Origin of the sequence: Kothea flammea, from assembly GCF_052161645.1 — a bacterium.
Taxonomy (GTDB): Bacteria; Planctomycetota; Planctomycetia; order Pirellulales; family Pirellulaceae; genus Laterigemmans.
Genome location: NZ_CP197414.1, coordinates 4,808,125 through 4,819,876 on the forward strand (window position 1 = coordinate 4,808,125; position 11,752 = coordinate 4,819,876).

At 57.6% G+C, this 11,752-nt stretch carries 9 protein-coding genes; 7 read left to right on the forward strand and 2 right to left on the reverse strand.

What is annotated here, in order from left to right; genetic code table 11:
* Positions 1-2 precede the first annotated feature (2 nt).
* Positions 3-1,349 carry a methyl-accepting chemotaxis protein gene (locus SH139x_RS17985; protein ID WP_488351159.1) on the reverse strand — a complete coding sequence of 449 codons (1,347 nt, stop codon included), beginning with the start codon at positions 1,347-1,349 and terminating at the stop codon, positions 3-5.
* 189 nt (positions 1,350-1,538) lie between these two features.
* Entirely contained in the window at positions 1,539-3,614 is a 2,076-nt protein-coding gene (locus tag SH139x_RS17990; protein ID WP_488351160.1) for a sigma-54-dependent Fis family transcriptional regulator, read from the reverse strand.
* A gap of 294 nt (positions 3,615-3,908) precedes the next feature.
* Here SH139x_RS17990 and SH139x_RS17995 point away from each other — a divergent pair, with 294 nt between their 5' ends.
* The 7 genes from SH139x_RS17995 (at position 3,909) to SH139x_RS18025 (ending at position 11,749) form a co-directional block, all read left to right on the forward strand.
* The gene (locus tag SH139x_RS17995) at positions 3,909-4,739 is read left to right on the forward strand and encodes an enoyl-ACP reductase FabI (RefSeq protein ID WP_488351161.1); all 831 of its coding nucleotides are present in this window, start codon (positions 3,909-3,911) and stop codon (positions 4,737-4,739) included.
* Between the two features lie 105 nt (positions 4,740-4,844).
* Positions 4,845-5,123: a 30S ribosomal protein S18 gene (gene rpsR / locus SH139x_RS18000; protein WP_261345414.1), complete on the forward strand. Its 279-nt coding sequence runs from the start codon at positions 4,845-4,847 to the stop codon at positions 5,121-5,123.
* A 269-nt stretch (positions 5,124-5,392) separates the two neighbouring features.
* Positions 5,393-5,851, forward strand: coding sequence for an acyl-CoA thioesterase (locus SH139x_RS18005; RefSeq protein ID WP_488351162.1), 459 nt, complete (start codon positions 5,393-5,395; stop codon positions 5,849-5,851).
* A gap of 144 nt (positions 5,852-5,995) precedes the next feature.
* Positions 5,996-6,925, forward strand: a complete 930-nt coding sequence (locus SH139x_RS18010) for a prenyltransferase/squalene oxidase repeat-containing protein (protein WP_488351163.1) — start codon at positions 5,996-5,998, stop codon at positions 6,923-6,925.
* A gap of 18 nt (positions 6,926-6,943) precedes the next feature.
* Positions 6,944-7,627, forward strand: a complete 684-nt coding sequence (locus tag SH139x_RS18015) for an ABC transporter ATP-binding protein (protein WP_488351164.1) — start codon at positions 6,944-6,946, stop codon at positions 7,625-7,627.
* A 320-nt stretch (positions 7,628-7,947) separates the two neighbouring features.
* Positions 7,948-9,894 carry a DNA primase gene (dnaG, locus tag SH139x_RS18020; protein ID WP_488351165.1) on the forward strand — a complete coding sequence of 649 codons (1,947 nt, stop codon included), beginning with the start codon at positions 7,948-7,950 and terminating at the stop codon, positions 9,892-9,894.
* Between the two features lie 235 nt (positions 9,895-10,129).
* Complete coding sequence (locus SH139x_RS18025; protein WP_488351166.1) at positions 10,130-11,749, forward strand: sigma-70 family RNA polymerase sigma factor; 1,620 nt, start codon at positions 10,130-10,132, stop codon at positions 11,747-11,749.
* Positions 11,750-11,752: the final 3 nt, after the last annotated feature.

Consider the following 11,752-nt stretch of genomic DNA (forward strand, 5'->3'; position numbering starts at 1 on the left):
GTTTAGCGGCGGAGTTCGCTGGCCGTTTGGCTGAGCACACTCATGGTGGCCGACTGTTCTTCAATCGCGGCGGCAATCGTGGACATCATCGAACTGACTTCGCCGACGCTGCAAGTGATATCGCCGGCCGAGTTGACCACGCCGTTGATGCTTGATTTGATCTCGCCAACAGACTTTTCAATGTTCGTGGTGGCGCCCGCGGTTTGCCTAGCCAGTTCCTTGACCTCGCTGGCCACAACGGCAAAACTCTTGCCCGCTTCGCCGGCGCGAGCCGATTCGATCGTGGCGTTGAGCGCCAACAGGCTGGTCTGGTCGGCCAAGTCTTGAATCACTTCCACCACTTTTTCAATCACTCGGCTGCTGGCTTCCAAATCGGCCACCGCAGCGGTCGTGATCTCCGCAGTCCGCGCAGTCCGGGAGGCGATTTCGGCGGTTTGGTTGACGTTGTTGGAAATCTCGGCCAACGTCTCGACGAATTGCGAAGCACTCGAAGCAACCACGTTGCCAACTTCGATCGATCGTTGTCGAAGTTTGATTTGTTGGGTAATTTCGTGACAGTGCTTGAGAACCTTAATCGGTCTCCCCGCTTCGTCCAGAATCGGGTTATAAGCTCCTTCGATCCAAATTTCTTGCCCCGACTTGGTGACTCGGCGGAATTGCCCCGTTTGGTGTTCGCCGCGTCGCAAGCCCTCCCACAATGCTGCGAATTCTTGGCTGTCGCGCATGTCATCGGGGACAAACATCCGATGGGGTCTGCCGACGATCTCTTCCAGGGTGTAGCCGGTGGTGAGGCAAAAATTTTCGTTTGCTCTCACGATCGTGCTGTCCAAGTTGAACTCGATCACCGCTTCGGCGCGATTGATCGCTTCCAATTGTGCCGCCATGGAATGATGTTCCAGATGTTGCTCGGTGACATCGACCATTTGCTGCAAAACGCGGACGACTTTACCAGCATCATCGGTGATCGGCACCGAAGTGGTTTGCATCCAGAACTCACGTTGCCCGCTGCCAATCCGCTTGCAGATCGCGACTTGCGGTTGGCCACTGGTCACCTCCCGCCAACGTCGCGTCTCTTCGCTGCTGTTGGCTTCTTGCGGTTCCAGCAACATGGTGTAGCGCTGGCCCACTAATTCGTCCAACGCATAGCCGAACTTTGCCAGGAACAACGGATTTGCATCGAGAACAACGCCACTGGGGGAGAGTTCGATGGTAGCAACCGCACTGCTGATGGCCCGCAACGTGGCCCGCAACTGCTCAACTTCTGCGAAGACAATTTGGGCCGCGTCAGTAACAACTGGAGTGGCGGTGGTGTTGGGGGGGAGAAAACGATGAACAAGTTGTCCAATCATGATCAAGCCTAGCGACAAGTGTTGCCCAAGAAATTTTAAAATGCCGCAGTTGCGGCTGAGTTGTATTCACCAGAAGAATGGCACGCAGGTGGTGACTACTGGGCATTTTTCAGAAATTCTTAGGTGTGCGCAAGCGCTCCGGTTCGCATCTTTCGGAATGTGCCGATTAAGCATCCGGCGGGGGGGTGATCACTCGTCTTCAAGGCGGCTGTCGACGCCCAATTGCCGCATTTTGCGGTACAGGTTGGAACGGTGGAGGCCTAGTTTATCGGCGGCATCCGTCATGTTTCCACGGCATTCGGCGATCGCGTTTTCGATGTGTTGCGCCTGAAAACTCCGCGTCGCATCGGCCAGGGATTGGCCAGCCAACTGCGGCGCCTCACCAGAACCGGAGGCAGCCAAATTGTCAGCCCGGGCCAACCCGCCGACCCCCAACGCCAGATCGCTGGCCGTGATCACTTCTTGGGGGCAAAGGTAACAGACTCGCTCCACGAGGTTCCGCAGTTCGCGAATGTTGCCTGGCCAGCCGTGCCGCAACATGGCCGCCTTGGCCGCTTCGGCGAGCCGCGGCGGCTTGCGTCCGACTTGATCGGCAAAGAATCGCAAGAAATGTTCAGTCAGCAAGACGATGTCGTCGCCCCGTTGCCGCAGCGGCGGAATTTCGATGGTTACGATATTGAGACGAAAAAAAAGGTCCTCGCGAAAACGCTTCTCGCGCACCATCTCGGCAAGTGGTTGATTGGTTGCCGCGATCACCCGCACATCGACGGGCAGCGGGGTGGAACCACCGACGCGCACCACAAGTCGTTCTTCCAGCACTCGCAATAACTTGGCTTGCCCGCCCAGGCTGAGGTCGCCAATTTCATCAAGGAACAGCGTGCCCTGGTTGGCTTGTTCGAATTTCCCCGGTCGCGTTTGATGGGCATCGGTGAAGGCGCCTTTTTCATGGCCAAAGAGCTCACTCTCCAGCAGCGTTTCCACCAATGCCGCACAATTGACCGCCACGAAAGGTTGATGCTTGCGGCTGCTTTGAAAATGGACGCTGCGAGCCAACACCTCTTTGCCGGTTCCATTTTCACCGAGAATCAGCACCGACAAGTCGGTGTCGGCGACTCGCCGCACGGTCTCCCGGACCACGGCTATTTTAGGATGCTCGCCGACCACCCGCGCCGACTCAGCCACGCTATCGAGCAAGCGGTCGCGGTTCTCGGTGAGAGTCTGCTTGGTTTGCGTGCTGCGGATCGCGGCGGCCGCCTGGGTCGCCAACTCGGCCAATGCGATTTCGTCTTCGCCGTTGAAGGCCCCCTGATTGCGGTTGATTAATTCGAAGACACCGATCGGGTTTCCCTTTGTCGGTTTGTCATCGCTACTGGTTTCCCAGAGGGGGACAGCCAATAGGGAGCGAGTTTCGAATTTCAGTTGTTTGTCGACGGCGCGGTTGATTTCTCCTTCGCCATCATCTCCCACGTGCCACCTCCGCGGTTTTCCCGACTGCAGGACGGCCCCGACAATCCCGGCGGTATCTGAGACTTCCAGTCGATTATCAGCGACTCCCAGTGCGGGGCGGCCTACCAGCAAGCGACGGGGGCGATCCCAGAGAAAAATGCTGGCCCGCTCCGCTCCCAATAAATCGGCCGCCGCCGCGGCAATCCGCTCCAGCAATGCTTCGCAGTCTGCTTGGTTGGTCCACTGGGCGGCAATCCGCAGCATGGCTTGCAGACGTTTGGTTCGCTGAGCCGCTAATTGCTCGCGTTCGCTGATTGTCAACGCGGCGGTCAGCAAATCGGCCAGTTGTTGCAACGCGGCGTCATGGTCAATGCCGGCTGCCGCAGAAACGGAGCTGTCGGAGTCGCCGGCACGGATCAAGACCAGCACTTGGGGGGGCTGCTGAGCTTGTTTGTCGAGCCGCAGCGGAATCGCCACGGCGGTCGAAGAGCGGACCGGCTGCCCGCGGTCGATGGCGTCAGCCACCAAGGTTTCCAGTTGGCTGGGTTCGATATCGGGGCCCAGCCAAGCGATCTTTGCCCACTCGCGTCCCGCTTGCCGCACCACTCCAGCCGCAATCGCGACCCGCGAATCGAGCAGGTAGCGGAGACCGGAAAGCAGCGTCAACTCAGCCCGCGTTTCGGCAGCAGCACCGGCCAGCAGAGTTTTTTCGCTCGCCAAATGGTCCAGCATGGCTGCGGCAACTCGCCCAGCCAGCAGCTCCACATGGGGCCCGTCCACGCGGTAATGGGGATCTGATTGATAAGAATGATTGGACATGCGATTCCGCGCGAAAAAGACACCTTCGGGGGTGTGTGCATGGCATTAAGATATTAGGGGGTGCCCAAGTAATCCAGGTGGCGTGCTTGAGTTCGCTCCCCGAGTTCGTGAAAAGTTAGCCAACAGACTTCACTAAATTGTAACCTTCCGCTCGCCGGGGCGGTGATCTGCGGGGGCGATTTTGCCGTTGCCCGTGTCGTCGAGAAGGCGGCGATTCATTACATTCAGCGGCAACGAAAATCGCATCAATCTGCCGTGTCGGCGGAGCAACGTCTGTAACTAAGCGAGCATGTAATGGATTTCACGGGCAAAAAAGGGCTAATTCTGGGGGTCGCAAACGACCACTCCATCGCCTGGGCAATCGCCAAAACGATCATGGACGCCGGTGGCCAGTGCGGTTTTACGCACTTGCCTGATCGTCCCGATGACGAGCGTCGAAGGAACCGCCGACGCGTCAGTTTGTTGACCGACAAACACGAAAACGCCAAATTTTTGATTCCGCTTGATGCGCAGGACGACGACCAGATCCGCCAAGTCGTCGCGCACGCCGTCGCCGAGTTTGGCAAACTCGATTTCGTACTGCACTCGATTGCGTTCGCCGATCGTGCCGATCTGGGCCGCGAGACGGTCTACACCAGTCGCGACGGGTTCAAATTGGCGATGGACGTCAGCGTCTACACCCTGATTGCCGTCGCGGCAGCCGTTCGCGAGCACATGGCGCCCGATGGTGCGATTGCCACGATGACTTATTTTGGCGGGGAAAAATGTGTCCCGGGCTACAACGTGATGGGAATCTGCAAAGCCGCTTTGGAGGCGACCGTCCGCTATTTGGCGTTCGACATGGGCGCCCAAGGGGTTCGCGTCAACGCCCTTTCGGCTGGTCCCATGCGGACTCTGGCGGGTCGGGCTGCTGGTGTGGAAGAAATGTTGCAGCTTTATCAACACATGGCACCACTCGGCCGGAACGTCACGCACGAAGAGGTCGGCAACACCGGGGCCTTCTTGCTGCACCCCGCCAGCAACGGGGTTTCTGGGGAAATTCTCCACGTCGACGGGGGCTATCACGCAATGGGCTCACCCGGCCGCTTGCTCGACCATTTCCAAGCTGCGGCGGCAAAATCATAAGTTGCTGGGAAATTCCAGCCGCCTGTCCCTTGCGACCACTGGACAAAATAGGCATAATTCGCGACTCGACATTTAGTTTTCATTAACACGCTGGAACCTTTTGCCATGGCACCGCGCCCGATGAGCAACCGGAGCCGTGCCCGCAAACGATCGCGGGTTCGCTCACGGACGAAAAAGAAAGATCCGATCTTCGTCGATGGCCATCGTCCTCGGCCGATGTACATCGATTATAAAGACACTGAGTTACTGAAGAAGTTGGTCAATCGACACGGGCGAATCGTCGGTCGCCGGAAAAGCGGTTGCACCGCGGTCAGCCAGCACGCCGTGACGGCTGCGATCAAAAGGGCTCGTTTCATGGCATTGCTTCCCTACGTGGGCGAGTAACTCGGCCGCTTTTGAGCGGTTCGGTTTCCTTTGTAACGGCCGCTGGGGTTCCCCCCACGGTGTCGCAGGTCTCTCCAAACCGGAGAGGCCGGCCGCTGGTGGGACTTCCGCCCGAACAGGACCGGCTGTTGCTTGGGCAATTTGGCCGCCTTTCATTCGGAGCTGGCCTGCATATGTTGGCTGGCTTCCTGTTTTTTGGCTAGCTACAAACCTAAGTTTGGCTCGCATTTGATAGCTGCCCCTTCGCCGTCGTTCCCACAAAATCTCCTATGCCCTCTGAATCGGCTTCGTCCGCTGACTCGAGTCGCTTTGTGCTCCGGCGGCTGGTGGAGTTTCGTGATACGGACCTCGCCGGCATCGTCCATTTTTCGGCTTTCTTTCCAATCATGGAGGCCGCCGAACATGCCTTGCTGAGGCACTTGGGGCTGTCCGTGATGCAACCCTTGTCCGAGGGTGGGCACCTAACTTGGCCACGCGTCGCCGCACACTGTGATTACATTAGTGCCGCCCGCTTTGAAGACCTGCTCACTATCATTCCCTTTGTTGACCATCTGGGGACGAAGAGCGTACGCTACGGGTTTGACATTCGCCGCCACGAACAACCAATTGCGGCGGGCACGTTGACGGCCGTTTGTTGCCGCATGCTGCCCGATCAGACGCTGGAGTCGACTCCGATTCCGGCCGATGTACGAGGCTTGCTGGAGTCGGTCAAACGGGAATCGCCATAATTGCCCACTTTCACTCGGTCAGCCAGCTAACTCGGCAAGCCAGTATAGCTCGCACAACTGGGGCAGATTGATCGCTTAGGTGATTTCGCTGCGGGGCATTGTCCGCGGGAAGCTAATTCGCTCCGTTAACACGATGGGATCACCTTGAGTTACCTCGCTGACCTGACACTTCGCCTCACGCTGGGCGCTCAGCATTTGCCTGCGGAAACGCGGGCACGGCATGCGGCCTACTTGCTGGCTCAGCAACAGCCCGACGGGGGCTTTGCCGGTCGCGAAGGCCCCAGCGATCCCTATTACACCGGATTTGCCCTGCGTGCCTTGATCATGCTCGGAGAACTCGACGCCACTTCCGCTCAGCGAGCCGCCGACTTCTTGGCCACTCGCCTGTTGGGGCATGAGGGGGTGGTCGATTTGATCTCGCTGGTTTTCGCCGCCGCCATGCTGGAAGTCGGGGCTGGGGTCGAAGTGCTGGCTGAAGCTCCGGCCGATTGGCCACAGCGACTGAGCGAGTTGTTAGAATCGTATCGTCGCGACGACGGCGGATACGCCAAGAGTCCCGAAGGTCGCGTCAGCAGCACCTATCAAACTTTTTTGACCACCTTGTGTTACGAATTAATTGGAGTCGAGCAACCGGAGCCAGCCGCCGCGATTCAATTTTTGCTCGATCGGGAGCACGAAAATGGAGGTTTCTTGGAGATTCGCGTCGCCAAGCGAGCCGGCGTCAATCCGACCGCCGCAGCGATCGGCGCGCTGAAAACGCTCTCCGCGCTGACTCCGGAAATTGCCGCCCGCACGACCGAGTTTTTATTGGACCAGCAAGCCGACGAAGGGGGCTACGCGGCGAACACGCGGATTCCGATGGCCGACTTGCTCAGCACTTGCACCGCGATCATCACCTTGACCGATTTGGCGGCGGGCGATGACATCGACCGCCCAGCTGCCGAAAGATTTGTTCGCTCGATGGAACGCGAGCAGGGTGGCTTCGCCGGCTTTGCCTTCGATCCGGCACAAGATGTCGAGTACACTTTTTACGGACTGGCCGCCTTGGCCTTACTCCAGCAACCTCCCTCGTAAGCCCCGCAAAGCAGCGAAATGCCCGACCTGCTGGTCCAATCACTTAGCAAGTCCTATCCCACCCCCACGGTCCCGCTGGAAGTTTTAAGGGGCCTGGATTTATCGCTCGAACGTGGCCAAAGCCTGGCCATCATCGGCCCCAGTGGCAGCGGCAAGAGCACGCTTTTAAACGTACTGGGAACGCTCGATCGCCCCACCACGGGGACTTATGAGCTCTCCGGCACCGACCCTTTCCAACTCAGCGAAGCTGGGCTGGCCCGTTTTCGCAATGAGCAGATTGGCTTTATTTTCCAAGAGCATCATCTGCTGCCGCAATTGACGGTGCTGGAAAACGTGCTCGTCCCAGCACTCGCGCAAGGGCGGCCCGACCAGGCGATCACGACCCGTGCCCATACATTGCTCGATCGCGTGGGACTTGCGGATCGGCTCAGCCACATCCCGGCGGAACTCTCCGGTGGCCAAAAAGAACGTGTCGCCGTCGCTCGGGCACTGATCAATCAACCAATGCTGCTATTGGCCGACGAGCCGACCGGGAATCTCGATCGAGGGACAGCCGAACACATTACAGCATTGCTGCTGGAACTGCTGGCCGAGCAAAATACGATGCTGATCGTTGTTACGCACAGCCTCAGTTTAGCGGGAGCCATGGATCGTCAACTGGAATTGCTCGACGGCGCCTTGCAAGAGGTCGCGGCCACCTAGGCAGCAGGGCGGGCCTTATGCTTGCGGGCCGTTTGCTTGCGGGCCTTATGCTTGCGGGCCGTTTGCTTGCGGGCCGTTTGGATTTTGCCAAAATTACTATTGACCATAATCCTGATCCGGCTGAAACTCTTCGGCGGTGCGCGTCAGCGAACGGCTTCCTCAAGCGAAGAGGGGCCTGGGTTTGGTGGCAAGTTTCCGCGGTTGCGGGAGCTTGAGCATGGATGCTGTGTACCACCTTGGTCTGGGATGTACCAAAGGTCGGTCAGGCAAGGGAAGGGGTTTTTTCCTGCCCGGTTGGATGCCCTGAGGGAGCTTTATTTGTGTCTTCTGTGACGGATTTTGATCTTAAAGAGCGGATTCGATCGGCGGTCGACATTGTCGACGTGATTGGTCGGCAGATGGAGCTACGCCGTCAGGGACGCAACTTCGTGGCTCGCTGTCCGTGGCACGACGACCGCCGCCCCAGCTTGTTGATCAATCAAGAACGTCAGACCTGGCGATGTTGGGTTTGCGACATCGGCGGCGATGTTTTCAGCTATATCATGCGCCGCGACGGCGTCACGTTCCCCGAAGCGTTGCAGTTGCTCGGCGAACAAGCGGGCATCCCGGTTGATCAGTTGCGTGGCCAACACGCCGCCGAACCGGGCAGCAAAGATGACAAAGCGACGCTGCTGGCGGCCTTGCGCTGGGCCGTCGATCAATTCACACGCTGCTTTGCCGCCGCCCCAGAGGCTGCCGCCGCTCGCCAGTATGCCGAATCGCGAGGCATCACCCCGGCCAGCATCGAAAAGTTTCAGATTGGCTACGCGCCCGAAAGTTGGGATTGGCTTTTGAAGCAAGCTGAAAAAGCTGGGTTTTCCGGTCCGGTCATGCACGCCTGCGGGCTGGCCGAAGCGCGAAAAACAGGGGAAGGCTTCTATGACATGTTTCGCAATCGTTTGCTGTTTCCCATTTTTGACTTACCCGGACGACCGATTGCCCTCGGTGGACGTGTCTTGCCAGGTGGCGAGGGGCACGGCGGGAAATATATCAACGGTCGTGAAACGCTGCTGTTCTCCAAGTCCAAGCAGCTGTATGGACTAAACTGGGCGCGGGATGCGATTGGCAAACAGAATCAAGTCTTGGTGATGGAAGGCTACACCGACGTGCTGGCCGCCAACCAAGCGGGCATCGAGACCGCGGTGGCCGTGCTGGGGACCGCCCTTGGACCGCATCATATTCGCATTCTCAAGCGGTTTGTTGATTCCGTCGTGCTGGTGCTCGACGGTGACCAAGCGGGCCAGCGGCGAGCCGACGAGGTGTTGGAGTTGTTCGTCGGTGCCGATGTCGATCTCCGCGTGCTCACCCTGCCCGATGGACTCGATCCGGCCGACTTTCTCGACCAACATGGTGTCGCCGCTTTTAATCAAGCTGTCGCCGAGGCTCCCGATGCGATCGATCATAAGCTCCAGCGGTTGATCGCCGGGGTTGACTTGATTCAAGACACGCACCGCGCCACCAAAGCGCTCGAAACCGTCCTCGGCGTCCTGGCCAAAGGCCCCACAGACAAGACCGATCTACGGCTGCAGCAAACGCTGGTGCGATTGGGACGCACATTTACCGTTCCGGTCGAGACGCTCGAACAACGTCTGCGGGAAATTCGCCAGGGTCAGAGACGGTACCAGACGCCAGCCCAGCGACAAGCTGCAGGCAGCCCAACGACAGCCGCTGACAACAGCCCGCCGCAAGCCGGAAAACCAACTGTCCAACACGAGCAGACTGGAATTGAAAATAATTTTGTCGAGCAAATTCAGTATCAACCGGCTACGGACTCCATCCTGAGGCTCGACCGAGAACTTTTTGAAGCTTTGATCGAACGCCCTGATTTTGTGGCACTTGCACTCGAATCCATCGACGAAAACTGGCTTTCCAGTGACAGCGCCCGCGAACTTTTGCGGGCCTACCAGTCTCAAGAATTTGCTGGCCTGTCGCTAGATGTTCGCGACCTCATGTTGACGATTGAAAATGAAACGTTAAAAAATCAGTTAGTCGCCATGGACAGCCGGGTGCAGGAAAAATCTGGCACCGCGACCCAATCACCCGAAATGCGTTTTAGTTCGATCCTGGAACGTTATCGGGCATTTCAAGTTCAAGCAGAAACGCGCCAACGCCTGGCACAACTCGACCAAGGAACGGTCCCTGAAGATGTACAACTGGATGTGCTGGGTGAACTCTTCGCCGCGCAGCGTCTACGTCACGGAATGACCGGTCAACCCGACCGAGACTGATACACCGCCGATCCAGCGCTGCCACTCAGTGCTGCAACCGACTTCGCCAATTTAGACTGAACGACAGAGAGACATTTCAAAACGGATTTTGGAATTTGTGAACTGGCATCTTGCGACGTGTCCGCAGCGTCTCAGGAAAGTCATTTCGCAAGCTTTTTACCCTCCCCAATGCTGGACAACACGTCACAATCTTTGATTGCGATGCGGTGCCCGGTGACAAAAAAGGATGTTTGTCATGGACCCGATGACACAGAATCTTAATCAGCTGATTTCCCTCGGTGCGAAACGTGGGTTTCTCACCTACGACGAAGTGAACACTTATCTTCCCGATGAGGATGTGAGCCCCGAAAAGCTGGACGATTTGTTCCAAGCGATCGAATCGCGGGGCATCGAACTGGTGGAAACTCCGCCGGGCGAACCAATCAAACAAGTGCAGCGAAATAACGATTTTGGTGATCTCGTCTCTGCCGACTTGCCCAAGCCGAGTGATGATCCCATTCGAATGTATCTCAGCCAGATGGCCGACATCCCCTTGCTAACTCGCGAGGAGGAAATTTCGCTGGCCAAGAAAATCGAGGTTACGCGTCGCCAGTTTCGCCGAGCGATTTTGGAAAATGATTTTGCCATGCGGGCCACGGTGGAAACGCTCGGCAAAGTTCATCGCGGCGAATTACCTTTCGATCGCACGATCAAGGTCTCTTTGACTGAACGATTGACCAAAGAACAGATCAGCGGCCGTATGCCGCATAACTTGCGGACGGTTGACGTCCTGCTCCAGCAAAACGTTTTTGACTTTGAAGTGTTGGTGCGACGCGGTACGGCACCAGCGGAACGGGCCGCGGCGCGAAAACGCTTTTTGCGCCGCCGCCGCAAGGCTTTGCAATTGGTCGAAGAAATGTCGCTGCGCAGTCGCCGCGTGCAGCCGCTGATGCGGCAGCTGAGCAACATCTCCAAGCGGATGGACTACATCAAAACCCGGCTCGAGCAACTTGGGCACGACGCGGTCAGCCAAGACGAACGAGCGGACCTCAAGCAAGAACTTCGCGAGCTGATTATGTTGACCCGCGAAAGCCCGACCAGTCTGCGGCAGCGTTGTCAACGATTTAATCGGTACTTCGAGGCCCACGAAGCGGTCAAGCGACAGCTCAGCAGCGGAAATTTGCGGCTGGTCGTTTCGATTGCTAAGAAGTATCGCAACCGAGGTTTGTCCTTCTTGGACTTAATCCAAGAAGGCAACACGGGACTGATGCGAGCTGTTGATAAATACGAATACCGTCGTGGATTCAAATTCAGCACCTATGCGACTTGGTGGATCCGGCAAGCGATCACGCGAGCGATTGCCGACCAAGCGAGAACCATCCGGATCCCCGTGCACATGATTGATGTGCTGAGCAAATTACGCCAAGTTCAAAAGAAGCTCACGCAAGAGCTGCGGCGAGAACCGACCTTTGAAGAGATCTCAGCGGCCAGCGAAGTCTCGGTTGAGGAGGTTCGCCGCGTGCTCGACATCGGTCGTCATCCGGTCAGTCTCGATCGCCCGGTTGGTGAAGGCGAAGATAGCAGCTTCGGTGAGTTCATCGAGGATGACGACAGTGACAATCCAGTTCGCAGCGCCAGCAACGGCATTCTTCGCGAGAAGATTGACGACATGCTCAAGACGCTGACATTCCGTGAGCGTCAAATTATTCGCTTGCGATATGGCCTCGTCGACGGTTACAGCTATACGCTCGAAGAAGTAGGGCGGATCTTCAAGGTGACTCGAGAGCGAGTTCGACAGATTGAGGCTAAGGCGGTTAAAAAACTGCAAAGCCCCAATCGAGCCGATCAGCTCGAAGGATTCTTAAAGGCTGCCTAAGGG

Excerpts from the sequence above, each read along its gene's own strand:
- SH139x_RS17985 (WP_488351159.1), bottom strand. The coding sequence starts at position 1,349 with ATGATTGGACAACTTGTTCATCGTTTTCTCCCCCCCAACACCACCGCC.
- SH139x_RS17990 (WP_488351160.1), bottom strand. The coding sequence starts at position 3,614 with ATGTCCAATCATTCTTATCAATCAGATCCCCATTACCGCGTGGACGGG.
- SH139x_RS17995 (WP_488351161.1), top strand. The coding sequence starts at position 3,909 with ATGGATTTCACGGGCAAAAAAGGGCTAATTCTGGGGGTCGCAAACGAC.
- rpsR (WP_261345414.1), top strand. The coding sequence starts at position 4,845 with ATGGCACCGCGCCCGATGAGCAACCGGAGCCGTGCCCGCAAACGATCG.
- SH139x_RS18005 (WP_488351162.1), top strand. The coding sequence starts at position 5,393 with ATGCCCTCTGAATCGGCTTCGTCCGCTGACTCGAGTCGCTTTGTGCTC.
- SH139x_RS18015 (WP_488351164.1), top strand. The coding sequence starts at position 6,944 with ATGCCCGACCTGCTGGTCCAATCACTTAGCAAGTCCTATCCCACCCCC.
- SH139x_RS18025 (WP_488351166.1), top strand. The coding sequence starts at position 10,130 with ATGGACCCGATGACACAGAATCTTAATCAGCTGATTTCCCTCGGTGCG.